At 74.1% G+C, this 25,617-nt stretch carries 19 protein-coding genes, 1 tRNA gene and 1 pseudogene; 10 read left to right on the top strand and 11 right to left on the bottom strand.

Annotation, left to right across the window (positions count from 1 at the left end; all coding sequences use genetic code 11):
- The first annotated feature begins 64 nt into the window (after nt 1-64).
- From ABZX75_RS10710 to ABZX75_RS10725, 4 genes are read left to right on the top strand one after another with little or no spacing between them, the layout of a single operon-like run.
- Nucleotides 65-2,365 (top strand): sensor histidine kinase, encoded by a 2,301-nt coding sequence (locus tag ABZX75_RS10710; RefSeq protein ID WP_355409786.1) that lies wholly within the window; start codon nt 65-67, stop codon nt 2,363-2,365.
- A complete protein-coding gene (locus ABZX75_RS10715; RefSeq protein WP_355409787.1) occupies nt 2,362-2,796 on the top strand; it encodes a roadblock/LC7 domain-containing protein in 435 nt (144 codons plus the stop codon). Before ABZX75_RS10710 ends, ABZX75_RS10715 begins: the two co-directional genes overlap by 4 nt.
- Complete coding sequence (locus tag ABZX75_RS10720) at nt 2,796-3,164, top strand: DUF742 domain-containing protein (protein ID WP_355409788.1); 369 nt, start codon at nt 2,796-2,798, stop codon at nt 3,162-3,164. Before ABZX75_RS10715 ends, ABZX75_RS10720 begins: the two co-directional genes overlap by 1 nt.
- Nucleotides 3,151-3,762 (top strand): ATP/GTP-binding protein, encoded by a 612-nt coding sequence (locus ABZX75_RS10725; protein ID WP_355409789.1) that lies wholly within the window; start codon nt 3,151-3,153, stop codon nt 3,760-3,762. The genes ABZX75_RS10720 and ABZX75_RS10725 overlap by 14 nt, the downstream gene beginning before the upstream one ends.
- Nucleotides 3,763-3,908: 146 nt before the next feature.
- Here the strand turns inward: ABZX75_RS10725 and ABZX75_RS10730 are convergent, their stop codons facing one another.
- The 5 genes from ABZX75_RS10730 to ABZX75_RS10750 all read right to left on the bottom strand — a co-directional run bounded on the left by ABZX75_RS10730 (nt 3,909) and on the right by ABZX75_RS10750 (nt 9,414).
- On the bottom strand, nt 3,909-4,856 hold the full coding sequence (locus ABZX75_RS10730) for an NAD(P)-dependent oxidoreductase (protein WP_355409790.1): 948 nt from the start codon (nt 4,854-4,856) through the stop codon (nt 3,909-3,911).
- On the bottom strand, nt 4,853-6,058 hold the full coding sequence (locus ABZX75_RS10735) for a cytochrome P450 (protein ID WP_355409791.1): 1,206 nt from the start codon (nt 6,056-6,058) through the stop codon (nt 4,853-4,855). Before ABZX75_RS10735 ends, ABZX75_RS10730 begins: the two co-directional genes overlap by 4 nt.
- A gap of 118 nt (nt 6,059-6,176) precedes the next feature.
- Nucleotides 6,177-7,652, bottom strand: coding sequence for a class I adenylate-forming enzyme family protein (locus ABZX75_RS10740; RefSeq protein ID WP_355409792.1), 1,476 nt, complete (start codon nt 7,650-7,652; stop codon nt 6,177-6,179).
- Nucleotides 7,652-8,395 (bottom strand): glycosyltransferase family 2 protein, encoded by a 744-nt coding sequence (locus ABZX75_RS10745; protein ID WP_355409793.1) that lies wholly within the window; start codon nt 8,393-8,395, stop codon nt 7,652-7,654. The genes ABZX75_RS10740 and ABZX75_RS10745 overlap by 1 nt, the downstream gene beginning before the upstream one ends.
- On the bottom strand, nt 8,392-9,414 hold the full coding sequence (locus ABZX75_RS10750; protein ID WP_355409794.1) for a 3-oxoacyl-[acyl-carrier-protein] synthase III C-terminal domain-containing protein: 1,023 nt from the start codon (nt 9,412-9,414) through the stop codon (nt 8,392-8,394). The genes ABZX75_RS10745 and ABZX75_RS10750 overlap by 4 nt, the downstream gene beginning before the upstream one ends.
- 500 nt (nt 9,415-9,914) lie before the next feature.
- On the opposite strand from ABZX75_RS10750, the gene ABZX75_RS10755 reads away from it, so the two are divergent.
- The gene (locus tag ABZX75_RS10755) at nt 9,915-11,975 is read left to right on the top strand and encodes a phosphocholine-specific phospholipase C (protein ID WP_355409795.1); all 2,061 of its coding nucleotides are present in this window, start codon (nt 9,915-9,917) and stop codon (nt 11,973-11,975) included.
- A gap of 155 nt (nt 11,976-12,130) precedes the next feature.
- Here the strand turns inward: ABZX75_RS10755 and ABZX75_RS10760 are convergent.
- Nucleotides 12,131-12,203 (bottom strand) — tRNA-His (locus tag ABZX75_RS10760).
- A 74-nt stretch (nt 12,204-12,277) separates the two neighbouring features.
- Nucleotides 12,278-13,063: a hypothetical protein gene (locus ABZX75_RS10765; RefSeq protein WP_355409796.1), complete on the bottom strand. Its 786-nt coding sequence runs from the start codon at nt 13,061-13,063 to the stop codon at nt 12,278-12,280.
- A gap of 86 nt (nt 13,064-13,149) precedes the next feature.
- On the opposite strand from ABZX75_RS10765, the gene ABZX75_RS10770 reads away from it, so the two are divergent.
- A complete protein-coding gene (locus ABZX75_RS10770) occupies nt 13,150-14,007 on the top strand; it encodes a LysR family transcriptional regulator (protein ID WP_355409850.1) in 858 nt (285 codons plus the stop codon).
- 94 nt (nt 14,008-14,101) lie between these two features.
- Entirely contained in the window at nt 14,102-15,178 is a 1,077-nt protein-coding gene (locus tag ABZX75_RS10775; protein ID WP_355409851.1) for an aminopeptidase P family protein, read from the top strand.
- A gap of 70 nt (nt 15,179-15,248) precedes the next feature.
- On the opposite strand, the gene treZ is transcribed toward ABZX75_RS10775, so the two are convergent.
- A complete protein-coding gene (treZ, locus tag ABZX75_RS10780) occupies nt 15,249-17,003 on the bottom strand; it encodes a malto-oligosyltrehalose trehalohydrolase (protein WP_355409797.1) in 1,755 nt (584 codons plus the stop codon).
- 110 nt (nt 17,004-17,113) lie between these two features.
- On the opposite strand from treZ, the gene ABZX75_RS10785 reads away from it, so the two are divergent.
- Nucleotides 17,114-17,677, top strand: coding sequence for a DUF1707 and FHA domain-containing protein (locus ABZX75_RS10785; RefSeq protein WP_355409798.1), 564 nt, complete (start codon nt 17,114-17,116; stop codon nt 17,675-17,677).
- Nucleotides 17,678-17,873: 196 nt separating this feature from the next.
- On the opposite strand, the gene ABZX75_RS10790 is transcribed toward ABZX75_RS10785, so the two are convergent.
- Nucleotides 17,874-19,163: a M14 family zinc carboxypeptidase gene (locus ABZX75_RS10790; protein ID WP_355409852.1), complete on the bottom strand. Its 1,290-nt coding sequence runs from the start codon at nt 19,161-19,163 to the stop codon at nt 17,874-17,876.
- Nucleotides 19,164-19,221: 58 nt separating this feature from the next.
- On the opposite strand from ABZX75_RS10790, the pseudogene ABZX75_RS10795 reads away from it, so the two are divergent.
- Nucleotides 19,222-19,479 (top strand): annotated as a pseudogene (locus tag ABZX75_RS10795) (LysR substrate-binding domain-containing protein); the annotation flags it as partial.
- 180 nt (nt 19,480-19,659) lie between these two features.
- On the opposite strand, the gene treY reads toward ABZX75_RS10795, so the two are convergent.
- Nucleotides 19,660-21,954 carry a malto-oligosyltrehalose synthase gene (treY, locus tag ABZX75_RS10800; protein WP_355409799.1) on the bottom strand — a complete coding sequence of 765 codons (2,295 nt, stop codon included), beginning with the start codon at nt 21,952-21,954 and terminating at the stop codon, nt 19,660-19,662.
- Between the two features lie 82 nt (nt 21,955-22,036).
- Here treY and ABZX75_RS10805 point away from each other — a divergent pair, with 82 nt between their 5' ends.
- A complete protein-coding gene (locus ABZX75_RS10805) occupies nt 22,037-23,446 on the top strand; it encodes an MFS transporter (protein WP_355409800.1) in 1,410 nt (469 codons plus the stop codon).
- Here the strand turns inward: ABZX75_RS10805 and glgX are convergent.
- The gene (gene glgX, locus ABZX75_RS10810; protein WP_355409801.1) at nt 23,431-25,545 is read right to left on the bottom strand and encodes a glycogen debranching protein GlgX; all 2,115 of its coding nucleotides are present in this window, start codon (nt 25,543-25,545) and stop codon (nt 23,431-23,433) included. The genes ABZX75_RS10805 and glgX overlap by 16 nt on opposite strands.
- Between the last annotated feature and the right edge of the window lie 72 nt (nt 25,546-25,617).

The following is a 25,617-nucleotide window of genomic DNA, read 5'->3' on the forward strand; positions in this document are numbered from 1 at the left end:
ACTGATGTCTCCCATAGAACCCGAAGGTGCACCAGGGCAGTCGACGACCCGTCGACGGCGTACGGTGCGCCTGCGTACGCTGCTCATCTGGCTGGCGGTGGTCCCCACCGTGGCGATGGGCGCCCAAGTGGCGGTGACCGCCGAGCGGTTGCTGGCGCAGTCGCAGCACCTGCGGGCCGACGTGGCCGCCGGTGAGCGGCTCGGCCCGCCCCTCTACACGCTCATGACCGACATGCAGGCCGAGCGGGCGGCGACCGCCGCACGCTGGTCGGGTGCTTCCGGGTCCGACAACGACCTGCACAACCGGCGCGCTGCCACGGACGGGGCCGTGGCCGAGTTCCGCCGGCTGGCCACCGGTCCGGCGGGAACCGCGCAAGTGGACCGCCACCTCGTGGAGGTGAACCGCCGCCTCGGCGACCTGGCCGCCCACCGCGAGCGCGCGGACGCCCGCAGCGGAAGCCCCGAAAGCACGACCGGCTACTACAGCGGCGTGATCGACGAGGTGATTCGCGTGTACCAGGAGGAGTTCAGCCACGCGGAGGACGCCGAGCTCACCCAGGAGAGCCGGCCGGTCGTCGCCATGCTGTCGGCGTCCGAGATGGTGGCGCGCGAGGACACGGTCCTCGCGCTGGCCGGGCCGTCCAGGGAACTGACCTCCTCGGGGTTCGACGAGTTCATCAGCGCGGTCGGGGCCCACCGGTACCTGTACGACACGTGGATCGTGCCGTATCTGCCCGCGCGGGAAAGGGAGTTCTACGAGCGGATGGCCGCCTCGCCCGAGTGGCAGGCGAAGACCCGCATCGAGAACGCGATCGTCTCCGACCACAAGGACATCGAGTCCGGCGTCAAGCTGCCCGCCGAGGTCGGCGGCTGGCGGGCCGCGCACGAGAAGTTCGCGGCCCAGCTGAGCACGCTCAATGTCGAGCGGTCGCGGGGCGTGCTCCAACGCGGCGACGCCAAGGCCGCGGAGTTGGAGACCGAGGTCGCCTGGCTGATCGCGGGAAGCGGCGGCGCGCTGCTGATCGTCGTGGTCGTCGTCGTGCTCACCACCCGCTCGGTGCTGCGCCGCCTGCGCGCGCTGCACGAACGCACGGTGACCGTGGCCGAGGACACGCTGCCCGCCGTCGTGGCCCGGCTCCAGCGCGGGAAGCCCGTCGACGCCGGGGTGCTGCCGGTGGTGAGCGGGGACCAGGACGAGGTCGGACGCATCAGCGACGCGTTCGCGCGGGTCGTCGCCGTGTCCGTCGACGGGCACAGGCAGCTCGCGGACGAGCGCCACGGCTTCGGCATGTTCGCCGCGGGCATCGCCTCGCGCACCGGAAACCTCGTCAGCCGGCAGTTGAGCCTGACCGAAGACCTCCAGGACACCTTCGGCCACGACGAAGCGCTGCTCGCCCAGTTGATGCGGTCCGACCAGTTGACGGTGGGGATGCGGCGGCAGATCGAGAACCTGCTCATCCTGTCCGGCGGTGAGGTTCCCGACCCGCACACCGAGCCCATGCGGGTCGCCGACCTGCTGCGCGAAGCCGCCGCCGAGGTCGAGGACTTCCGGCGCATCGAGCGGCAGGCCCTGGACGAGGCGAGCGTGGAACCGCGCGTGGTCAGCCAGATCAGCCACCTGCTGGCGGAACTGCTGGACAACGCCACCCGGTTCTCCCCGCCGAGGTCGAAGGTGGTCATCCGCGCCGAAATGGTGGCGGACGGGCTGTCGGTCGAGATCGAGGACCGTGGACCGCGGGTGACCCCCGCGAGCTACGAGGAGATGAACGGGCGCCTGCACTCCGCTCCGCCGTTCTCCGTCCTCGCGCAGAACGCGCACCGGCTGGGACTCTTCGTCGTCGGCCACCTCGCCGACCAGCTCCAGGCCACGGTCACCCTGCGCCGCTCCGTGTACGGAGGGACGTCGGCCGTGGTGATCCTGCCCCGGGAACTGCTGGTGCAGACCGAGGAGGAGGCGACGCCCCTCCCCGCACCGCGCCGTGCCGAAGAGCGCAAGCCCGAAGAGCGCCTTTCCAAAGAGCGCAAGCCCGAGCTGGTCCTGCACACGGGCGACGGGCTGCCGAGCCGCCGGACGCCGGAGCGGACGCACGAACGGACGCCCGAACGGATTCACGAACGGACGCCCGCGCGCCCGGTGGACACCCCGCCGGCGACTCGGCCGGCGGCAGTGGGCGGCGGCGGGCGGCCGGCCCTGCCCGAGCGCGTCCCGCAGACCCACATCGCCGAGCAGCTCCGCGCGCCACGCGTACCGGAAACAGTCGTCGTCCAGGACGAGTCGACACCCGAAGAGGTGGCCGACGCCTGGGCGGACTACGAGCAGGGGACCCAGACAGTGGAAGAAGAGCTCCGACAGGATCAGCCATGACTACGACATCCAGCAGTGCGACATCCAACGCTGCGGCATCCAACAGCGTGATCTACAGCGTCCTCGACAACAACCTGAGCAGGATCGCCGGCATCCAGGGCGCGGTGCTCCTGTCCAACGACGGCATCAAGCTCAGTGCCTACCTCCTCGACCAGCCCCAGGCGGAGCGCATGGCCGCCGCGGCCTCCGGCATCGCGGCCACGATGAAGGCGATATCCCGGGAGGTCGACGGCGGCCGGGTCATCCGCCAGCTGGTCGAGATGGACGACCGGTACCTCTGCATCGTCGGGTGCGGGGAGGGAAGCACGCTCATCGTGGTGACCTCCCGCAAGGCGCGCCTCGGCGAGCTCGGCGGCGAGGCCGTGCGGACCGCCCAGGCGCTCGGTGAGTGGCTGAGCACCCCCGAGCGCGCCCAACTGCCGACCTCGTAATGCCGGACGACGAGGCACAGCCGGTACGCCGCCGCAGGACGCGGCTGTACGCCCTGACCGACGGGCGTACGGCCGCTCCGCACACCGTCCTCACCATGGACACCACGATCACGGCGGCGGTCGCCGAGGACGCCTGGGGCGGCCTGCCCAGCGAGTGGCAGGCCATCCTCGCCATGAGCGGGGAACCGGGCGGCCGGGCGGTCGCCGAGATAGCGGCGCGGATGCACATCCGCCTCACCCCGATGACGCTTCTGCTCGGCGAACTCGCCGACCGAGGGCTGATCCACCACCGGCCGCCCCTGGAAGGGGCCGAGACCACCAATGTCCACCTGCTCATGAGAATCAGGGACAACCTTGCCCGGATATGACACTCCTGCCCCGCAGGAAGCGGCCCCCCTCAAGATCCTCATCGCCGGGGGATTCGGAGTCGGCAAGACGACCCTGGTGGAGACGATCTCCGAGATCGAGCCCCTGCGTACGGAGGAGCGGCTGACGGCCGCGGGTGTCGGCGTCGACGACCTCGACGGCATCGAGTCCAAGACGCTCACCACCGTCGCGATGGACTTCGGGCGGATCACCCTCACCGACGCCGGAGTCGTCCTCTACCTGTTCGGCACGCCCGGCCAGGAACGCTTCTGGTTCATGTGGGACGACCTGCTGAACGGGGCTCTGGGGGCGATCGTGCTGGTCGACACACGACGCCTCGACCGCAGTTTCCCGGCCGTCGACTTCTTCGAGAGCCGGGGCCTGCCCTTCGTGGTGGGTGCGAACTGCTTCAACGGCGAACAGCCGTACACGGCGGAGGAGATCGGAGCGGCGCTGCACCTGCGTGACCCGAACACGCCCGTCCTCATGCTCGACGCCCGCTCCCGTGAGGACGTCCGCAGCTCGCTGCTCGCGCTTCTCGACCTGCTCATCGCCAAGACGGAGGCCCCGGCGGCCCCGGCGACCCCTGCCTACGGCTGACCCCCTGCCACCGGCGCCGGCCGCGGGTATCGGTCACGCGTGTCCAGCACGCTCGTGACCGATGCGCCTGGCCGGCGCGTCCGCCTCCGGCCGCCGCCCGGCCACGCCGCCGCAGGGCCTCCCTCCCGGTAAGCCCGGCACGCTGTTCAGGTGACCTGGCCCGCCGGGACCACCGAGGCCGTGTAGTCCGCCAGAGTCCGGCGCGGGACCCAGCCCTGGCCTCGGGCCCGGCTCAGGTCCAGCACCACCGAGTGGGCCAGCTGGTCCACCGCGTAGCGGCTGAGGGCCGGTTCGGCGCCGGTGAGGCGGGCGAGGGTCTCGGCCGCCCGGGCGGCCGTACGGGCCACCGGCAGGGGCAGGTGGCGAATGCGGGCGGTGACACCGTGTGCCCGCAGGACCTCCCGTACGGCGGCGTCACGGGCGTACGGCTCCGCGTCGGCCACGTTGTACGCGCCCGGCGCCCAGCCGGCCGCCGCGAGAGCGGCGTCGGCGAGGTTCTCCACCGCCGTCAGGCTCAGCCGCACGTCCGGCCCCGGCAGCGCCAGGGTCCCGGCCCGTACCCGGGAGAGCAGCCGGGGCAGCAGCTGGGTGTCGCCGGGGCCGTAGACGGCCCGCGGCCGCAGCACCACCGCGCCCGCGGCCAGGGCGAGGGCCTCGCCCGCCGCCTTGGTACGGCCGTAGGCGTTCAGTTGCCCGGTGCGCGGATGGTCCTCGCCGATCAGCCCGCGGCTGCGGCGCGGATCGTAGACGCTGGCGCTGCTCACCCACACCACGGGCCGGCCGCCCGCGGCGTCGAGCAGCCGGGCGGCGCCGTCGACATTGACCGCGCGCATCTGTGCCTCGGCCGCCGAGCCGGGCGCCGGATCGCCGACCGCCGCCGCGCAGTGCACCACGAGGTCGGCGCCGGAGAGGTCCGGTTCACCGTGGGCGGCGTCCCAGAAGCGGTGTTCTCCGGCGGGGCCGGGCCTGCGGCCCACGCACACCACCTCCGCCCCGCCGGCGGCGGCCGCGCGGGCCACGTGCCCGCCGCAGAAGCCGCTCGCCCCCGTGACGACGATCCGCGGCCGGTCCGTACGGTCCGTACGGGCCGTCACGCGCCGGCCCTCACCGTCAGGCAGCGCCAGCCTGGCAGGGCGGCCCCGCGGTCCACGCGCGCCCGCGTCACCACCGGCCGGTGCGGGGCCAGCGCCCCCAGCACGTCGGCGAGCTGTACGCGGGCCAGCCGCGCCCCCGGACAGACGTGCGGGCCGGCGCCGAACACCAGGTGGGCCGTGGCAGGGCCGGCCGGGCGGCGGGCGTCGGGGTCGCGCCGGTGTGCCTCGGCCGCGTGCCGCGCCACCAGCAGCAGCCGGTCGCCGCCGCGCACCGGACAGCCGCCGACGGCGCCGTCAGCGGCGGCCACCCGCGGCAGCAGCGGGGAGGCCGCGGTGACCCGCAGCAGCTCGTCGGCCAGCGCCGGGCGCAGCTCTTCGTCGGCGGCCTGGTCCCACAGGCCGGCGTCGGCGCACCACGCCACGGCCCGGGGCAGCGCGGCGACGGTGGTGTTGACGGCGGCCACCGCCACCATCGCGGCCAAGGCGTCGACCGTGCCCGCCTCGCCCGTACCTGCGTAGGCCGTGCCCGCGGCAGCCGTGCCGGGGCTGCCCAGCAGCCGCCGGAGCCGGTCGGCGGCCCGTGCGGCGGCGGCCTCCGCGCGCGGGCGGCGCGGGCCGGGCAGATGGCTGCGGACGGACGCGGCCGCGGCCTCGGCGGCGGCGTCCGCGACGGCCAGTGGATCGGCGGCGGAGTCCAGCAGCGCGCACACCACCGAACCGGCCAGCTCCCGGGCGAGCTGCACGAGGTCCACCTCGGCGCCCCGCCCGAGCGGCGCCAGCCGGCGGACGAGCAACGGCTGCCACACCGCCCGCAGTTGCTCCACCCCGGCCGAGCCGAGCCCGTCCGCGAGGCCGCGCCGGTCCGCCCGGTGGCCGCCGCCCTCCTGGTCGAACAGCACCCCGGCGCCCCCGGGAGGTGTCGTGCCGATCAGGCCGGGCTCGCGTCGCCCGGCCCCCGTGCCACCGGAGAGCGCGGTGCGCGCCGCGGCGCCCGTGGTACCCGCCGCCGTCCGGTCCAGCGGCAGTCGGGTCAGGGCCTCCCGGTAGGCGTCCGCGTCGTGTACGAGCAGGGTCCGGCCGAGTCTGCGCACGGGCCTGCCCCGCGTGGCGGCGAGCAGCCCGAACAGCAGGGGATGGCTGCGCAGGTAGACCAGGCGGTCCCGGCGGCGGGCCCGTCGGTGGGCGGGGTCGGGACGCGTCACGCGCGCACCTCCGTGAAGTCGGCGGACCGGCGGCGCCGGCCCGGTGGCGGGGTTCTGGACGCGTCCCGCACGGTGGTCCGGGAGACGGGGCGGATACGGGCGCGGCAGCCCGCGCCCGTCATACCCGTACCCCGAGGCGCCGCGCCGCCAAGGCGGCCGCCGCCGCCCGGTCCGGCTTGCGGGACCGGCCCGACAGCGGGATGTCCGCGAACACCAGCGCGTCGGGCCGGGCCGTGCCCATCCGCCGGATCGGCCCCGACAGGGCGGCGCGCAGGGCCGGTTCGCCGGCGCCGCGCCGCGGCTGAACGACGGCCACGAGCCGTTCGTCACCGTCGCCCGCCGGAACTCCGACGAGCAGGGCCAGCTCCACGCCCGGAACCTGCAGCGCGGGCTCGTACAGACCCGGGTAGATGTTCTCCGCCCGCCGCAGCACCATGTCCTTGCACCGGCCTTCGAGGACGATCCGGCCCGCTCCGTCCAGACGCGCACGGTCGCCCGTACGCACCCACGGGTCGGGTTCCTCCCCGAGGTAGCGGTGGCGGGCCGCGGCTCCGGCGAGCAGCAGCTCCCCGTCCGCGTCGGGCTTGGCGACGACGCCCGGCAGCGGGGCTCCGACCAGGTCCCCGGTGCCTTCGAAGGCGGCCTTCTCGCGGGCCTCCACCGCGGCGGCCGGGAACAGCTCGGTGAGCGCGTACACCCCCCACGCCTGCTCGGCGCCCGCGGCGCGCACCCGTTCCAGCAGCCCGGCGTCGGCGGGCGCCGAGCCCGTCCACACCCGCCCGTGGAAGCGCGCTCCCGCGCCGAGGGCGTCCCGCAGCTGGGGCGGGGTCAGATAGGTGTCCTGGGGACGCAGCCGGTGCAACTGCCGGGACAGGACCCGCGGGTTGCGGGCCGGGAGGGCCACCGGGGCGCCGCCCGTGAGCGAGGGGACGAGGACGAAGAAGGTGCCGCCGAGGACCGGCTGATCGGGCCGCGCGTCGAAGAGGGAGGCGACCGTGGCCATCCCGGCGGCCAGGCCGGCCCGGGTGTGGACCACGGCCCGGGGCCGGGAGGTGGTCCCGGAGGTGAAGACGATCACCGCGTCGCCGTCCGCGTCACCGTGCACGGGGACGCCCTGCCGCGGCGCGGCCGGGTCCAGCGAGGGCGCGCAGCCCGGCAGCCGGCGCCCGACGGTGGCCACCGGACCCAGCCCGGCCAGGTCCGGCAGCGCCAGCCCGGCCCGGCGCGCCAGCGGCCGGGCCCAGCCGGCCACCGCCTGCGCGGCCGCGTCGGCGAGGACGAGGGAGGGCCGGGCCAGGGCGAGGCGGGCGCGCAGCACGTCGGGACCCGCGCCGGGGTCGAGCACCGCCCCGCGCAGCCCGAGCCGCCACAGCGCGAGCAGGACGGCGAGGGCCCGCGGCCCGGGCCGTACGGCGACACCGACGGTGTCACCGGCGCGCAGCCCGCGCGCGTGCAGGGCGGCGGCGAAGGCGTCGGCCAGTTCGGCGAGTTCGCCGCGGGTGGCGCGGACCCGGGTCGCGCCGGTACGGGTCGTGGTGAGGACGGCGGGCCGCTCGGGGCGGCTGCGCAGCGCGTGGTCGAGGCGGTCGAGCATCAGCGCGGATCAGCCCCCTTCGCACCGCTGCCCTGGTCGAGGTACCAGCGGGCGGTGCCCGTGATCCCGTACGCCCGCAGTCGTCGCGTCGAGTTCTCCACGACCATCTCCCGGCAGTGGGTGATCCGGTCGGTGTGGCGGCGTACGGCGTTGAGGAAGAGCCGGTCGGTCGGCGAGGGGCGCCGCGGCATGCCGCCCACGGCGAGGTACAGCTCGGCGGTGATGGCCATGTTGTTCCCCGCGTGCATGCGGTACGGGGCCCGGTAGCCGTTCCTGCGGGCGTGCCGGGGCCGCAGGCGGCCGAAGAGCGCGGCGAGGGCCACGAGGGCGGCGAAGCCGGCCCGGCCGAGCGGCCCGTGCTCGTCGCGCCGGGCGGTGATCCGCCCGCACACCAGCCCGGGGCTCCGCGTGAGCGCGGCCCGCGCGGCGCGCGTCCAGCCCGGCCGGGGCAGGCAGTCGGCGTCGGTGCGGGCGAGCAGGACCGCGCCCCGCTCGATCGCGTACCGGAATCCGGTGTCCACGGCGGAGCCGACGCCCTTCTCCGGTTCGTCGATCACCTCCACCGGGAACGGCGCCGCCGCGGCGAACTCCCGGGCGATGGCCCCGGTGGCATCCGCCGACGCGTTGTCGACGACCAGCAGCGTGAAGTCCCGGTCCTGCTGGGCGGCGAGGGCCCGCAGTGTGCCCGCGAGCCGGGCCTCCTCCTGGTGGGCGGGCAGGACCACCCACATCCGCCGGTTCACGCCTTCTCCCAGACCATCGTCATGATGCTGATGCCGCCGCCGAGGCCCACGAACAGCACCCGTTCCCCCGGCGCCAGTTGGCCGAAGACCCGGTCCAGCTGTACGCCGATGCTCGCGCTCGCGATGTTGCCGAGCTCGGGCACCGTCACCACCAGCTTCTCCGTCGGCACCCCGGTCAGCTCCGCGAACCGCTCCAGGTACGGCACCGTCACCTGGTGCACGAGCACCTTGGCGAAGCCGTCCCAGTCCATCCCGGTCCGGTGCAGCGTCCGGTCGATGACCGCGGTGCCCACCTTCTCGAAGACGCCGCGCAGTTCGTGTCCGTCACCGCGGAAGTAGGTGTACGCGTCCCCGCGCGGGTGCCGTGACCCGCCGCCCGGGATGCCCCCGACCTCCCAGTGCTCGGAGTGGGTCTCGGTGTCCACGTCGAGGATCCCGCCCCGCTCCACCGCCTCCACGACGACGGCGGCTCCCGCGTCGCCGAAGGTGTAGCCGGCGAAGCCGCTGCGGAACTCCGCGAAGTCGGCCGGGGAGGTCCGCACGGCCCGGCTCGGGGTCTCGCCGGTGACCACGAGGGCCCGGCGCGCCCGCCCGGCGAGGATCATGGACCGGGCGAGGTCGATTCCGTTGATGAAGCTGTTGCAGGCGTTGGTGACATCGAGTGCGTGGGCCCGCGACCCGAGCTCCGCCTGCACGATGTGCGCCGTGGCGGGCTCGACCATGTCGCGGGAGGCGGAGGCGAACAGCAGCAGGTCGACGTCGAGCGGGCTGAGCCCGGCGGCCGCGAGCGCCCGCCGTCCGGCGCCCACGGCGAGGGTGGAGGCGTACACGCCGTCGCCCGCGACGCGGCGGGAGACGATCCCGGTGGCCTGGGTCAGCAGCCTCGGAGGCAGCGCCAGTCCACTGGTGAGCGCCACCTTCCGCTGGAGGCCGTCCGAGGACAGCACCTCCTCGGGAAGCAGGCTGCCGACGGCGGTTATCCCGGCGCGCGGCGGCGGATCACACGGCTGAATGAACATGTTCACATGATGACAGCCGCGTTCTCCCGGGCCTGAGTACGGATGCTCAGATCGGTGCCCGGGGTGGTGAGTAGGAGCGCGGGCCGGCAGCGGTGGGGGAGGGCGCATCACCGTCGGAGCGGGGTCGTACCCGTGGTCGAGTACCGCTGGGCATCCGCACCGGCGCGATCGGTGTCCGCCTCAACGAGCGGGGCTCCAGGGTCTGTTGCGCGGCGAGGGGTTCCCCGTACCGTTTCTCCAGCGGCGGCAGCAGCAGGCCGCAGAGCGCGCTGAGACAGCAGGCCGGCATGCCCGAGGACATGCCCGAGGACATGCCCGAGGACAGGTCCGAAGAGAGGCCGGGAGCCTCCCGGGGGACTGCCCCGGCCGTCCGCCACGCGCTCTTCGTTCTCCGGTTGTACGGCGCACCGTCACGAACCGCTCTCCGTCCGGTACCCCGGGACCGCTGTTCTTGGGGCGCCCCTCGACTCCTCCCCTCACCCCCCAGAGGTCGTCACTCCATGACTGAACTCAATCGCCGCAGGTTCCTGCAGATCGCCGGCGGCACCGCCGCCGTCGCGATGCTGAACGAGAGCATCGCGCGGGCGGCCGCCATCACGGCGCAGGGCAGTACCGGGACCATCCAGGACATCGAGCACATCCTCGTCCTCATGCAGGAGAACCGTTCCTTCGACCACTACTTCGGCGCGATGAAGGGCGTCCGGGGCTTCGGCGATCCGAGGCCGGTCCTGCAGGACAACGGCAAGTCGATCTTCCACCAGTCCAACGGGTCGAAGGACATCCTGCCCTTCAACCCGCAGGTCGAGGACCTGGGCATGCAGTTCCTCGAAGGGCTCAACCACGACTGGGCCGGCGGCCACCAGGCGTACAACAACGGCAAGTACGACAAGTGGGTGCCGGCCAAGACGGCCGCGACCATGACGTACCTGAAGCGCGACGACATCCCGTTCCACTACGCGCTCGCCGACGCCTTCACGGTCTGCGACGCCTACCACTGCTCCTTCATCGGCGCCACCGACCCGAACCGCTACTACATGTGGTCGGGCTACACGGGCAACGACGGCGTGGGCGGCGGCCCGGTCCTCGGCAACCAGGAGGCCGGCTACGGCTGGAAGACGTACCCCGAGCGCCTGGAGTCCGCCGGGGTCTCCTGGAAGATCTACCAGGACATAGGCGACGGTCTGAACGCGGCCGGCCACTGGGGCTGGATCAACGACGCCTTCCGCGGCAACTACGGCGACAACTCGCTGCTGTACTTCAACACCTACCGCAACGCCCAGCCCGGCAGCCCCCTGTACGAGAAGGCGCGTACGGGCACGAACGCCAAAGCGGGGGACGGCTACTTCGACCGCCTGCGCGCGGACGTGGTGAACGGGACCCTCCCGCAGGTGTCCTGGATCACCGCCCCGGAGGCGTTCAGCGAGCACTCGAACTGGCCGTCGAACTTCGGTGCCTGGTACATCTCGCAGGTCCTGGACGCCCTGACGGCGAACCCCGCGGTGTGGGCGAAGACGGCCCTGTTCATCACCTACGACGAGAACGACGGCTTCTTCGACCACGTGGTCCCCCCGTACCCGCCGGCCTCCTCGGCCTGGGGCCTGTCCACGGCGCCCGTCTCGGGCGACCTGTACCCGGGAGGCGGCGGGTACGCGGCCGGCCCCTACGGGCTCGGCCCGCGCGTGCCGATGATCGTCGTCTCCCCGTGGAGCAAGGGCGGGTACGTCTGTTCGGAGACCTTCGACCACACCTCCCTGATCCGCTTCATGGAGAAGCGCTTCGGCGTGCGCGAGCCCAACATCTCCCCGTGGCGGCGCGCCGTGTGCGGTGACCTGACCTCGGCGTTCGACTTCAGCCGGGCGGACGCCGCCCCGGCCGTGCTCCCCTCCACCGCCGGCTACGTCCCGCCGGACAAGAACCGCCACCCGGACTACGTGCCGACCGTGCCGGCCACGGGCACCCTCCCGAAGCAGGAGGCGGGCTCCAAGCCGACGCGCGCCCTGGGCTACAACCCGTACGTGGACGGCAAGGCGGCGGTCTCGACCGGCAAGTTCACCCTCACCTTCGCCGGCGGTCCCGCCCTCGGCGCCCACTTCCACATCACCTCGGGCAACCGTACGGACGGCCCCTGGCCCTACACGGTCGAGGCGGGCAAGACCCTGTCGGACACCTGGAGCACCAGCGGCTCCACCGGCAACCAGATCAACCTCACGGTCTGGGGCCCCAACGGCTTCCTGCGAACCTGGAAGGGCCCGGCGAAGAAGGCCGGCCCCGAGGTCACGGCCCGCCACGTCGCCGCCACCGGCAACCTGACGCTCACCCTGACCAACTCCGGCGCGGCCGCGGTCAACCTCACGGTGACCAACGCCTACGGCGGTGCGGCCCAGACCTTCAAGGTCCCGGCCGGCGGGACGGTCTCCCACACGGTCGACCTCCGTGCCACGGCCCGCTGGTACGACGTCAAGGTCGTCTCCGACGCCGACCCCGCCTTCCTCCGCCGCTTCGCGGGCCACGTCGAAACGGGTGCCCCGGGCGTCTCGGACCCGGCGATCAAGACCGTCTGACGCGGTCCCGCCGCGCGCGGCAGCCGCCCTTCCGGGGACCGGCAGGTCCCCGGGGCGGCTGCCGCGAGCGCCCCCGGAGATCGCCGGTGCATCCCCGGGAACGTGGAAAGGCCCGTGGGGTACGAGGAAGACCTCGTACCCCACGGGACCGAAAGGGTGAGTGACGGGACTTGAACCCGCGGCCACCTGGACCACAACCAGGTGCTCTACCAACTGAGCTACACCCACCACGAAGGGTGGCGGACCACCCGTTCGATGTGCATGCACAGCATAGCCGATCAGCGGGGTGGTCCCGCGACGCGTTATCGCGCCACGGCGGCCGCGGCCGTAGCGTGCGCGACCGCGGCGGCGGCCAGGGCCCGCACGACGGGGTGCGGCTTCGCCCCGTCCCCGTGGAGTTCCGGCTGGAACAGCGTGGCGAGGAAGAAGGGGTGCCCGGGCAGCTCCGCGATGCGCACCTGCCCGTCCTCGTCGTGACCCGACAGCCGCAGCCCGTGCGCGGTGAGGGCCGGCAGGTGGCGGGGGGAGGGCCCGTAGTTGCAGTGGTAGCGCTCCATCGACCGCTCCGCGCCGAGCGCGGACTCGGCGAGCGATCCCGGCTCGGCCCGTACGAGGCCCTCGTGCCCCACGAGCGAACAGGCGAGCGGCGCGATCAGCGGGTCCTCGGCCGCGGGGTCGTTCTCGGCGTGCGCGGCGCCCGCGATCCCGCAGACGTTCCGGCCGTACTCCAGCAGGGTGTGCTGGAAGCCACCGCAGGTCCCGAGGAAGGGAATGCCCTCCTCCCGGGCCACGCGGATCGCTTCCAGCGCACCCGCCTCGCTGGCGTACGGGCTCCCGGGCAGCACCCAGACGGCGTCGAAGCGGGCCAGCGCCCCGGAGGCGGCCTCGGCCCCGGCGTCGCCGGTGGGGATCCAGTAGGCGTCCAGGACGAGCCCGTCGCGGGAGGCGAGCGAGTCCAGGAGGATCGGGATCCGGGTGTGGGACTTCACGTGCGGGGAGCGGTCGCCGATGAGGGCGAGCCGTGCGACAGGTGCGGTGGGTGCCGCGTGTGCCGCGTGTGCCGCGTGTGCGGTGGGTTCGGTGCTCATGTGGATCATCGTGCGACCGATTCCACTTCAGCGCCAACGATTGTTCCTGCTGTATCGATAAGCAGGACTGATGCATGCTGAGCCGTATGGATCCGCACCTGCTCCGGACTTTCGTCGCCGTCGCACGGCTGGGCTCCTTCTCGGCGGCCGCACGGGAGCTCGGGTACACCCAGTCCGCCGTCTCGCAGCACATCGCCGCGCTGGAGGGCGACCTCCGGACCGGACTGCTCACCCGCCGGCCCGTGGCCCCGACCCCGGCCGGGGTACGGCTGCTGGAACACGCCGGGCCGCTGCTGCTGCGGCTCGACGCGGCGCGCGCCGACGTGCTGCGACTGGCCGCCGCGCCGCCCGGGCGGGTCACCCTCGCCGCATCCCCCCTCGCCGTCGGGCCCCGGCTGCTGGCGGCCCTGCCCGCCACCGGCGTCACCCTGCGGGTGCTGCCCCCGGCCGAGGTGCCCGCAGCCGTCGCCACCGGGGGCTGCGACCTCGGCCTCGTCGACGGCCTGGCCGCGCCCAGCGATCCGCTGCGGCTGCCCGACGTGGCCCCGCTCACCGTGACGGGCGTGGGTGAGGAGGAGCTGGCCGTGCTGCTGCCCGCCGGGCACCCCTTCGCCGGCCGGGACTCGCTCCGGCTGGACGACCTCACCGACGCGCGCTGGCTCGACGCCCCCGACGTGGGCCTGCCGCTCACCGCCGCCCGCACCGCCGTGCGCTACGACGGCACGGACCTGCGCGCCCTCTGCGCCCTGGCCGCCGCCGGGCACGGCCTCGTGCTGCTCCCGCGCCGCGTCGCCGAGGCCGCCGGGGCGGGGGTCGCCGTACCGCTGTCCGCGCCGCGCCTGGTGCACCGTACGGAACTCCTCTCGCCCGGCGCCCCGACCGGCGCGGCCGTTGCCCTGGCGGCACGGCTTACGGGAGGATCCCGTCATGACGTCCGACCCTGACCTCGTGCCCGCCGACCCCGTCGCCGACCCCGTCTCCGAGTCCGCCTCCGACCCCGCCCCCGCGCCCTTCACCGCCGCCGACTACGCCGCGCGGATGGAGGCCGCCGCGCAGAGCGCCGCCGACGCGGGACTGGCCGGGCTGCTGATCGCCCCCGGTCCCGACCTCGCGCACCTCACCGGCTACCGTCCCACCGCCGAGACCGAGCGGCTGACCGTCCTCGTGCTCGCCGCCGGGCAGGAGCCGGTGCTCGTCGTGCCCACGCTGGAGGCCCCCGACGCCGCCAAGGCCCCGGGTGCCCCGGCGCTCACCCTGCGGGACTGGGCCGACGGGAAGAACCCGTACACGGTGGCCGCCCCGCTGCTGGACCTCGCCGGGCGGTTCGGGGTGAGCGACAACACCTGGGCCCTGCATCTCCTGGGCTTCCAGCGGGAGTTGCCGACCACCTCGTACGTCCCGCTCACCGACGCCCTGCCCATGCTGCGCGCGGTCAAGGACGAGCGGGAACTGGAACGCCTCGCGGCGGCCGGCGCGGCCGCCGACGCCGCCTACGCGCAGATCCTCCACGTCCCCTTCGCCGGCCGCCGGGAGACCGACGTCGCCGCCGACCTGGCCGCCCTGCTGCGCGTACACGGCCACTCCCAGGTCGACTTCACCGTCGTCGGCTCCGGCCCCAACGGCGCGAACCCGCACCACGAGGCCGGGGACCGGGTGATCCGGCACGGCGACATGGTGGTCCTCGACTTCGGCGGCCTGCGCGACGGCTACGGCTCCGACATCTCCCGCACCGTGCACGTCGGCGAGCCGAGCGCCGAGGAGCAGCGTGTCCACGACATCGTCCGCGAGGCCCAGCAGGCGGCCACCGCCGCGGTCCGGCCGGGCATCGCCTGCCAGGAGGTCGACCGGGTCGCCCGGGCGGTGATCACCGGGTTCGGCTACGGGGACCGCTTCATCCACCGCACCGGCCACGGCATCGGCGTCACGACCCACGAGCCCCCGTACATGGTCGAGGGCGAGGAACAGCCCCTCGTCCCCGGCATGTGCTTCTCGGTGGAACCGGGCGTCTACCTGCCCGGCCGGTTCGGCGTCCGCATCGAGGACATCGTGACCGTCACCGAGCACGGCGGGCGCCGCCTCAACAACGCCCGGCGCGAGCTCGCCGTCGTCGAGTGACGACACGGCCCGGCGAACGCAGCTCCTTTCTGCCGGCCCCCGACCCCGTCCGGGCCCCCGTCCACAGCCCTTAGGGGCCGAGGATCACCGCCGACTCGCCCGGTACGTGGATCCGCCCGTCCGGACTCGGGGGTTCGAGGGGCTCCCAGGCGGCGAGCACCCGTACACCGTTGCGCCCCAGGGCGATCGTGGCCGGGTCGGGGGAGAGGTTCACGACCACCCGTACGTCACCACGGCGGAAGGTGAGCCAGCGCCGCTCCTCGTCGTGGGCCACCCGCACCGACGCCAGGTCCGGGTCGCGCAGGTCCGGATGGGTGCGGCGGAGCGCGACGAGGGTGCGGTACCAGGCCAGCAGCCGCGCGTGCGCGTCCTGCCCGGGCTCGGCCCAGTCCAGGCAGGACCGGTCCCGGGTGGCCGGGTCCTGCGGGTCCGGGATCTCCTCGGCCTTCCAGCCGTGCGCGGCGAACTCCCGGCGCCGGCCGGTGCGGACCGCCTCGGCGAGCTCCGGGTCGGGATGGTCCGTGAAGTACTGCCACGGCGTGCCCGCGCCCCACTCCTCGCCCATGAACAGCATCGGCACGAACGGCCCGGTCAGCGCCACGGTCGCGGCGCACGCCAGCAGCCCGGGGGAGAGGGAGGCGGCGAGCCGGTCGCCCAGTGCCCGGTTGCCGATCTGGTCGTGGGTCTGGGTGTAGCCGACGAAACGGTGGGCCGGGGTGCGTCGGTGGTCCACCGGTCGGCCGTGGCTGCGGCCGCGGAAGGAGGACCAGGTCCCGTCGTGGAAGAAGACCCGGGTCATGGTCTTGGCGAGGGCGGCGAGCGGGGCCGCGGCGAAATCGCCGTAGTACGCCTGGGATTCGCCGGTCAGCGCGCAGTGCAGAGCGTGGTGGAAGTCGTCGTTCCACTGGGCGTGCAGGCCCAGACCGTTCTCGGCGCGCGGGGTGGTGGTGCGCGGGTCGCACCGGTCGGACTCGGCGATCAGGAACAGCGGGCGGCCGGTCTCGGCCGCCAGTTCGTCCACGGCCGCGGCCAGTTCCTCCAGGAAGGTCAGTGCCCGGCCGTCGGCCAGCGCGTGCACGGCGTCGAGGCGGAGCCCGTCGATCCGGTAGTCGCGCAGCCAGGCCAGCGCGCTGCCGAGGAAGTAGGCGCGCACTTCGTCGGAGCCGGGGGCGTCCAGGTTCACCGCCGTGCCCCACGGGGTGTGGTGGGTGTCGGTGAAGTACGGGCCGAAGGCGGGGAGGTGGTTGCCGGAGGGCCCGAGGTGGTTGTGGACCACGTCCATCACCACCCCCAGCCCGGCGGTGTGGGCCGCCTCCACGAAGCGGGCGAGGCCGGCCGGGCCGCCGTACGGCTCGTGCACCGCCCAGGGAGCGACCCCGTCGTACCCCCAGCCGTGACGGCCGGGGAAGGAGCAGACCGGCATCAGCTCCACGTGCGTGACGCCGAGCGCGCTGAGGTGCCCGAGGCGGGCTGCCGCGGCGTCGAAGGTGCCCTCGGGGGTGAAGGTGCCGATGTGCAGCTCGTACAGGACCGCGTCCTGAAGCGGAGTGCGCGGTGGCGGTCCCTGAGGGGTGAGTTCCCGGAAGTCGACCACCGCGGACAACCCGTCGGGCCCGTCGGGCAGCCGTCGCCCGCGCGGGTCCGGCCGTACGACGGCGTCCGCGTCGGCGCCGTCCAGCAGGAACCCGTACCGCGCCCCGTCGGCGGCGGGGGCCGCCACGACCCACCAGCCGTCCCGGTCCGGATCGCGCGCCATGTCGTACGTCGCGTCGTCGAGTCGCATGGCGACATGACCTGTCAGCGGTGCCCAGACCTCGAACTGCACGGACGGTCCCCTCGTCTCCGGCGGTGTCCAGCATGCGTATCCTGCCCATCATTCCGGGCACCGCGCGGGAGTTCTGGACACTCCGGCCCCGACGGGCCGACAATCACCCTGTGACGTCGAGTTTCGAGTTCCCCGCCTTCCCCGTGCCGCGCCTCTCCGATGCGGAGCGTGACCACGCGCTCGGTCAGCTCAGGGAGGGCGTGGCCGTCGGCAAGCTGTCGCAGGACACGTTCATGCGCCGGATGGAAATGGCGCTGGTCGCCCGCCGGCCCGAGGACCTCGCCGTCCTCACCGCGGACCTCGAAGGCCGGAAGAGCACCGAAAACCCTTGGGTCCGACGACTGTTCGGCTGGGTCGGCCGGGCCTCCGCCGTGACCGTCGGTGTCCGGCGTGCGTGGGCCGTCGAGAGACTGCCCAAGCTGCTGCTCCCGCACCCGAGCGTGGGGGCCCTGGGAATCGGCCGCGATCCCGGCAACGGGCTGCGGCTCACCCACGAGACCGTCTCCCGGGCGCATGCGGAGCTCATACTGCGGGACGGGGTGTGGGTGCTCAAGGACCTCGGGTCCACCAACGGGACCACGGTCAACGGGCGCCGGGTGACCGGCTCGGCCGTGGTCCGGGACGGTGACCAGATCAGCTTCGGGAAGGTGAGCTTCCGGCTGTCGGCGAGCTGACGCCGCCTGAGGGCACGGCCGGCGGGGCGGTCCCTCGGGGCGGGGGCATGTCGTGCCCGGCGGACGCGGTGGACGCGGCGGGCGCGGTGGACGCGGTGGACGCGGCGGCGCGCTGCCGGGAGCCACCGCGCAGGATGGCCCCCATGGACTGCCTGCACCTCACCGAGGACGCCCGCGGCCACGCCCGCCGCCCCCGTCAGCGGCCGGCCGCCACGAGCCGTTCGTACGCGGCCAGTACGGTGCGGGACTGGTGCTCCACCTGCGCGGTCACCGGCACCCAGCGTGCCTGGAACCGGGCCGCGAACTCCTCGCACCATCCCGTGACGAGCCGGTCCAGTCCGGGCGCGGCCGCATGTCCCTGCGTGCGCAGCACCCGCAGCAGCATCGCGGCGGCCCGCAGCGACAGGCGGCGCCCGAAGGCGTCGATGCCCGCGATGTACGCGGTGGTGGCCTCCGCGGGGGCTTCGGCGCCGGTCCACCCGGCGCTGATGCGCGGGATCAGCGCGAGCGTCCAGTCCACCGCGCGCAGCAGCGGCGCCGCGGCCGGGTCATCGTACGGCGACAGCGGCGGTGCGGGCCGGATCCCGTCCCGCACCCCGGCCACCAGGGCGGCATCGCGGTCGAGCCGCCCGGCCAGCATCCGCAGGACGCCGCGCGGGTCGGGGTGCGGCGCCGGATCGTCCACCAGGTCCGAGGCCCACATGGGGACTTCCACGATGGCGGTGGTGCCGCCGTACCGGTGGGCGTGGTACCAGGTGCTCAGCCGCGTGTCCTCCGGATGGAAGGTCCCGGCGGCCTCGCTCCCCGGCTCCGGGATCACGAAGATCCCGGGCCCGGGGGAGGGCCAGCCCGCCGCGTCCGCGGCCCCGGTCTCCACCGGAATGTGCAGCTCCGCGGCGGATGTGGCGAAGGGTTCGGCGAGGGCGGGGATGTCCCGCGTGAGCTGCACCCAGGAACCGCCGAGGTCCGTGGCGTGCAGGGAGACCTGGAGGACGGGCCGCAGCTCGTCGATGAGCGCGGTCAGGGCGAGGGTTTCGGGCGGCAGCCGGTCCGGGGGCAGTAAGGACGGCGCCCACTCGGGCTGTTCGGGCCCGGGGGGCCGGAAGAAGTTGCGGTGGTAGTCGAGGAGCGAGTACGGGTGGGGCGTGCGGTGCAGGTCCGCGCCGTCCGGGTCCGCGCAGAGCAGGAAGTGCCAGCCGCACCCGGCGCGCGGCGCCGGGTCGCGGATGACGCGGCGGGCCAGGGAGAGGACGGTCGCGCCGCCGACGGGCTCGTTGGCGTGTGCCCCGGCCACGACCAGGACGTTGCGGCCCGGCCCCGGCGGGCCGTCGGCGGCGGCGACGGACAGCAGCCACAGGGGCTGCCCGGCCCGGGAGGTGCCGGTCTGGCGGAGCCGGACCGGGCCGGGATGCGCGTCCGCCAGCACACGGGCTGCCAGCGCGAGTTCGTGCGGGGTGGGGTAGCGCATGTCACGGAGGAGGGTCACATGGGATGCCATGCCCGCCGCGCCCGCCCCCTACTGCTCCGCGCGCCCCGCACTTGCCATCGATGGGGCGGCGGGCGCGGTCGGCTTCACCCCGCGCACGGTGCTGCGTACGGAGCACACCTCGACGGCCGTACGGATGGCGGCCGCCGGAGTCGGCGTCGTCGTGGCCCCGGCCCACATGGTCCGGGGCGCCCTCGGCGAGGACTGCGTGCTGCTCTCCCTCGACCCGCCGTGGCACCGGCCCCTGGCAGTCTTCTCCCGGGTGCCCCTGACCGGTGCGGCGGCGGCCTTCGCCGAGCTGATCGCTACGGCCTAGCCTCGGATGACGGCCGGAACGCCGGTGCGGCCCACACCGGAGGGGCAGCTGCCGGGTCGCCGCCCAGAGGGGCTCCGGCCCCCGAGGTGCCGCCGTCCGTCGGCGGCGTCGGCTCCGGTCAGCCGCGCCGGGTCCGGCGTGCGGGCGCGCCCGGCGGGTGTGGTGACCGGCCGTACCCGGTCACCGGGGTCCCCGGACAGCCACGCTCTGGTCGTCCCGGAGCAGGACACCCACCGGCCAGGTGGAGAGGAGCTCGTCAAGTCCGGCCTCGCCCTCGTACGGGGTGCCGTGCGTCCCCGGCGCTGCCAGGAGCGGAGTCCACCGGCCCGGCGGCAGGGGCAGGGTCGTGCCGCGCCAGCCGCCCGAGGCGGCCAGCCGGTGGGAGAGCCTGGTCGTCAGCGCCACCAGGCCGGGTGACCGGGCGAAGGCCAGGCAGTGGTCGGCGGCCGGGCCGCGGGCCGCGAGCGGGGTGTAGCCGGTGAAGAGGCCGGGCCGGTCCCGGCGCAGCCGCAGCAGGGCGGAGGTGAGCGCCAGCTTCTCGTCCGCCTGGCCGTGCGGGGCGGCCCCCGCGTCGAGGCGGGCCAGGTCTTCCCGGGGGAAGACGGCCGGGCGCCGGTTGTCGGGGTCGACCAGGGCCCGGAACTCGGTCTCGGCTCCCTGGTAGATCTCCGGGACGCCGGGCATCGCCAGGTGCAGCAGTGTCATGCCGAGGAGGTTGGCGCGAGCGGCCTCGGCGAGTTCCGGCGGCAGGTCCCGGGAGGCCGGGACGTACCCCGGCACGGTCGCCTCGTACGCTTCGTCCCGGTCGGTCCAGCTGGTGTGCAGGGCGGCTTCGCGGACCGCTTTGAGCAGGGCCTGTGTCAGGCGGGGCAGGGCCTGCGGAGCGTGCCCGAGCCCCAGGGCGGTCTGCCCGGCCACCCACGCCAGCTGGGGATCCGGGCCCGCGGGCCGCTCCAGCAGTTCGGGCGCCTGCGACAGCGCCGCGATCCGGGCCCGGACGTCCGCGCTGCGCTTGGTGTCGTGCGTCGACAGCACGGTCCCGGATCCGGGCCATTGGCGGGCCAGGTCGGCGCAGTACGCGTGGAACTCCGCCGGCGACACCGCCGGTCCGCCCGGTTCCCCGCCGACCTCGGTGGCCGAGAGCAGGGGGGCGTACCGGTAGAAGGCCCGGTCCTCCAGGGACTTGGCGCGCAGGGCCGCCGAGGTCTGGGCGAAGCGCGCGGCGAAGGCGGGATCGCGACGCAGCAGCTCCCGTACGCCGGCCACCGCGCCCGGGCCGGCCACCTCGGCCGCCCGCTCCTGCGCCTGCGGATCCGGCTCCGGCTCGCCGGGGTAGGGCCGGTAGACCGGATAGGCGATCAGCAATTCGCGGACCGCTTCGGTCAGTTCGGGCCCGGCCTGCCGCTCCAGCGCCGCCAGCTCGGCGGCCAGGTCGTCGGTCAGCACCTCACGCGCGCACGCGGCGGCGGTCTCCTCCCAGCCCGGAAGGCCGGTGGACTGCGCATACCGCCGCGCCAGTTCGGCGGCGCCGGCCGGGTCGGTGAGCACCCCGTCCACCCGGTGCAGGGCGTCGTACCCGGTCGTCCCGGCCACGGGCCAGGCGGCCGGGAGCCCCTCGTGGCGGGCCAGGATCTTCTCCACCACCACCCAGCAGTGCGGTCCCGCCGCCGCCCGCAGCCGCCGCAGGTACTCCTCCGGGTCCGCCAGCCCGTCCACATGGTCGATCCGCAGCCCGTCGACGACCCCGTCCCGGACCAACTCCAGCACCTTGGCGTGCGTGGCGGTGAACACCTCCGGGTCCTCCACCCGGACGCCGATCAGATCCGAAATGGTGAAGAACCGGCGGTAGTTGAGCGCGGTCCGGGCCTCCCGCCACCAGGCCGGCCGGTACCACTGCGCGGCCAGCAGCGCGGACTGCTCCAGCCCCGCCGTCCCCTCCCGCAGCGGAAACTCGTGCTCCCCGTGGCGCAGGACCTCCCCGTCCACCTTGAGCGCGCTGGAATCAAGCGGTCCGGCGAGCACCGGCAGCAGTACCTGGCCGCCGCCCGCCTCCCAGTCGATGTCGAACCAGCGGGCGTACGGCGAGCGGGGCCCCTCGCGCAGCACTTCCCACAGGGGCCGGTTCAGCCGAAGCGGCGTCGGCACCGCCATGTGGTTCGGCACGATGTCGAGCACCACGCCGAGCCCGTGGGCCCGGGCGGCCGCGGCGAGTGACCGCAGGCCCGGTTCGCCGCCGAGCTCGGCGCGTACGCGGGAGTGGTCGGTGACGTCGTACCCGTGCGCCGAGCCGGGCACCGCTTCCAGCACGGGGGAGAGGTGCAGGTGTGACACGCCCAGAGAGGCGAGGTACGGTACGGCTGCCTCGGCCGCCGCGAAGGGAAACTCCGGACGCAGCTGAAGGCGGTAGGTCGACGCTGGAGTGACAGGAGTCGGAGCATCGGATTCCGGTTGCGTGTTTGACTGCGGCTGGCTCATGAGAACGTACGTACCCAGCCTGCCGGATTCCGTGCCATTACCCAATGCATCCGAGTGACTGCACCGGGTTAACGTCCCTCGGGTGGTTGGAACCGTCAACACCTATCGAAGAGTCATCGCCCTGACCGGGCCCCTACTCCCGCTCGTGTCGTTCCTCGCCCGACTGCCCGTCGCGATGTCCCAGTTCGGGAGCGTCCTGCTGGTCGCCCAGACCAGTGGCTCCCTCGCCACCGCCGGCATCGTCGGCGGCACCCTCTCCGCCGGTCAGGTGGTCTTCGGACCCGTCCTCGGCCGGATCTCCGACCGCCACGGGCAGCGGCCCGTCGTGCTGAGCGCCGCCGCGGTCAACGCCGTCGCCACCGCCGCCCTCGTCGCCGGGGCCCTCGGCGGCCTCGCGACCGTCCCGCTCGCCGCGATCGCCGCTGTCACCGGGGCCTCCGTACCGCTGATCGGACCCCTCGCCCGGACCCGCTCCGTGGCCCTGGCGCACCGCGCCGAATCCGACGAGAGCGTCGTGGGCGCCGTCCACTCCCTGGAGGGAACCCTGGACGAGGTTTCCTTCGTCTTCGGCCCCGCACTCGTCGGACTCGCCGCGCTCATCGCGCACCCGGCCGTCGCCCTCGGCGGCGCCGCCGGACTCGTCGCCGTCTTCGGCACCGCCTACGCGCTGCACCCGACCGCCGCCGTCACGGCCGGGACGCGGGCATGGGCCGCCGGCAAGGAGGGCAAGGGCCCGGCCCGGGTCCGGGGCGGGGAAGGCAAGGGCCCGGCCCGGCTCCGGACCCCGGCCCGGCTCCAGCTCCCGGCCCGGCTCCGGCACCCGCGCGTCGTGTACGCCGTGCGCGGATCGCTCGCGCTCCAGGGCGCCATGTTCGGCGCCTGCCAGGCCGGAATCGCCGCGCTCACCGCCCAGTTGGGCGTCCCCGGCCAGGCCGGGATCGTCTATGCCGCCATGGGTGTGGTCAGCGCGGCCGTGGGCCTCGGGCTCGGCGCGCTGCCGGCCCGCTTCGGGCTGCGGCTGCGCTGGCGGGTCGCCACCGGCGCCGCGCTGGTGCTCTCGGTGCCGCTCCTCTTCACCGACACCCTGGCGCCGCTGTACGCGGTCGTCACCGTCCTCGGAGCCGCCTACGCCCCGCACCTGATCACCGCCTTCGCCCTCACCGAGCGGGCCGTGGAACCGGCCCGGCTCGCCGAGGCGATGGCCTTCGCCGCCAGCTCGCTGGTCGCCGGCCAGGCCATCGCGCTCGCCGTCTCGGGGCGCCTGGCCGAGCGGTACGGGCCCGCCGGGGCCTTCGCGGTCGCGGTGGGGGCGGCCGCGCTGTGCCTGGCCCTCGCCCTCGTCACCCGGGTGCCCGCCGCCCGTACGCATGCCGGGGCCTTCATCCCCGCACGGCAGACGGATTCGCCGGAGGCCTCCCCGGCGGCCCCGCCGACGGCCTCCCCGGCTGCCGACCGGGCCCCTGGGGAGAGCACCGCCTACGCCGGGCGCTGAAGGACCACCAGGCACCTCCCCGCCAGCGCCACCCGGTCCCCGGCCGCATACTGCGGCCCGGTGCCGGGTGCCAGTACGTCCGCCCGCGCGGTGTCCACGACCAGCCGCCACTGCGCGCCGTGCCCGGCCGGGATGGTGAAGTCCTGCGGCTCGGCGCCCGCGTTGAACATCAGCAGGAACGAGTCGTCGGTGATCCGCTCCCCGCGCGTGCCGGGCTCGGAGATCGCCTCCCCGTTGAGGAACACCGTCAGCGCCCGGGCGTGCTGCGCCTGCCAGTCGCGGGCCCGCATCTCCTCGCCGTACGGGGTGAACCAGGCGATGTCGGAGAGCTCGTCGTGCGTGCCCTCCACCGGCCGCCCGTGGAAGAACCGGCGCCTGCGGAACACCGGGTGGTCGCGCCGCAGCCACACCATCCGCCGAGTGAACTCCAGCAGGGCGGGGGCCGGTTTGCCCGGCTCGGGCCAGCACACCCAGGAGAGCTCGTTGTCCTGGCAGTACGCGTTGTTGTTGCCGCCCTGGGAGCGGGCGAACTCGTCGCCGTGGCTGAGCATCGGCACGCCCTGAGACAGCATCAGCGTGGCGATGAAGTTGCGCATCTGGCGCTCCCGGAGCTCCACGATCTCCGGGTCCTCGGTCGGTCCCTCCACCCCGCAGTTCCAGGACCGGTTGTGCGTCTCACCGTCCCGGTTGCCCTCCCGGTTGGCCTCGTTGTGCTTCTCGTTGTACGAGACGAGGTCGTTCAGGGTGAAGCCGTCGTGGCAGGTGGTGAAGTTGATGGACGCCAGTGGCCTTCGGCCGTCGTCCTGGTAGAGGTCGGAGGAGCCGGTCAGCCGCCCCGCGAACTCCGCGAGCGTGCGCGGCTGCCCGCGCCACAAGTCCCGTACGGTGTCCCGGTACTTGCCGTTCCACTCGGTCCACAACGGCGGGAAGTTGCCCACCTGGTAGCCGCCCTCGCCCAGGTCCCAGGGCTCGGCGATGAGCTTCACCTGGCTGACCACCGGGTCCTGCTGGACCAGGTCGAAGAACGAGGACAGCCGGTCCACCTCGTGGAACTGGCGGGCGAGGGTCGCCGCGAGGTCGAAGCGGAAGCCGTCCACGTGCATCTCGGTGACCCAGTAGCGCAGCGAGTCCATGATGAGCTGGAGGACGTGCGGGGAGCGCATGAGCAGCGAGTTCCCGGTGCCGGTGGTGTCGGTGTAGTGCCGCATGTCGTCCGACAGCCGGTAGTACGAGGCGTTGTCCAGCCCGCGGAAGGACAGCGTCGGGCCCAGGTGGTTGCCCTCGGCGGTGTGGTTGTAGACCACGTCCAGGATCACCTCGATCCCCGCCTCGTGCAGGGCCCGGACCGCCGACTTGAACTCCAGCACCTGCTGGCCCCGGTCACCCGAGGCGTAGCCGTTGTGCGGGGCGAAGAAGCCGATGGTGTTGTAGCCCCAGTAGTTGCTCAGGCCGTCGTCGACGAGACGGTGGTCGTTGACGAACTGGTGTACGGGCATCAGCTCCAGCGCCGTCACCCCCAGCTTGGTGAGGTGCCCGATGACCGCCGGGTGCGCGAGCGCCCCGTACGTGCCCCGCAGCTCCTCGGGGAGGTCCGGATGGCGCATCGTCAGGCCTTTGACGTGGGCCTCGTACAGCACGGTGTGGTGGTACTCGTGCCGCGGCGGCCGGTCATTGGCCCAGTCGAAGTACGGGTTCACCACGACCGAGCTCATGGTGTGCGGGGCCGAGTCCATGTCGTTGCGCGAGTCGGGCCGGCCGAAGTGGTAGCCGTACACCTCCTCTCCCCAGTCCACGCTGCCGCTGATGGCCCGCGCGTACGGGTCGAGCAGCAGCTTCGCCGCGTTGCAGCGCAGCCCGTGCTCGGGGGCGTACGGGCCGTGGACGCGGAATCCGTAGCGCTGGCCCGGCATGATGCCGGGCAGGTAGGCGTGGCGGACGAAGGCGTCCGTCTCACGCAGTTCGACGGCGGTCTCCGAGCCGTCGTCGTGGAGAAGGCACAGCTCGATGCGTCGGGCGGCCTCGGAGTAGACCGCGAAATTGGTGCCGGCGCCGTCGTAAGTGGCGCCGAGCGGATACGCCTGTCCCGGCCAGACCTGCATAGATAACGACTCTTCCCATCCTGCTCCGGCTTTGATCCGGCGTGGACCACGTCACTGCCAGATCTTCCCCGA

The sequence above is a fragment of the Streptomyces sp. NPDC003038 genome (genome assembly GCF_040611115.1).
In the GTDB taxonomy this organism is placed as follows: Bacteria; Actinomycetota; Actinomycetes; order Streptomycetales; family Streptomycetaceae; genus Streptomyces.

What these genes read in the sequence shown, in the direction of transcription:
- ABZX75_RS10715 (WP_355409787.1), top strand. Translation starts at nt 2,362, where the DNA reads ATGACTACGACATCCAGCAGTGCGACATCCAACGCTGCGGCATCCAAC.
- ABZX75_RS10720 (WP_355409788.1), top strand. Translation starts at nt 2,796, where the DNA reads ATGCCGGACGACGAGGCACAGCCGGTACGCCGCCGCAGGACGCGGCTG.
- ABZX75_RS10740 (WP_355409792.1), bottom strand. Translation starts at nt 7,652, where the DNA reads ATGCTCGACCGCCTCGACCACGCGCTGCGCAGCCGCCCCGAGCGGCCC.
- ABZX75_RS10750 (WP_355409794.1), bottom strand. Translation starts at nt 9,414, where the DNA reads ATGTTCATTCAGCCGTGTGATCCGCCGCCGCGCGCCGGGATAACCGCC.
- ABZX75_RS10755 (WP_355409795.1), top strand. Translation starts at nt 9,915, where the DNA reads ATGACTGAACTCAATCGCCGCAGGTTCCTGCAGATCGCCGGCGGCACC.
- ABZX75_RS10765 (WP_355409796.1), bottom strand. Translation starts at nt 13,063, where the DNA reads ATGAGCACCGAACCCACCGCACACGCGGCACACGCGGCACACGCGGCA.
- ABZX75_RS10770 (WP_355409850.1), top strand. Translation starts at nt 13,150, where the DNA reads ATGGATCCGCACCTGCTCCGGACTTTCGTCGCCGTCGCACGGCTGGGC.
- ABZX75_RS10775 (WP_355409851.1), top strand. Translation starts at nt 14,102, where the DNA reads ATGGAGGCCGCCGCGCAGAGCGCCGCCGACGCGGGACTGGCCGGGCTG.
- treY (WP_355409799.1), bottom strand. Translation starts at nt 21,954, where the DNA reads ATGAGCCAGCCGCAGTCAAACACGCAACCGGAATCCGATGCTCCGACT.
- glgX (WP_355409801.1), bottom strand. Translation starts at nt 25,545, where the DNA reads ATGCAGGTCTGGCCGGGACAGGCGTATCCGCTCGGCGCCACTTACGAC.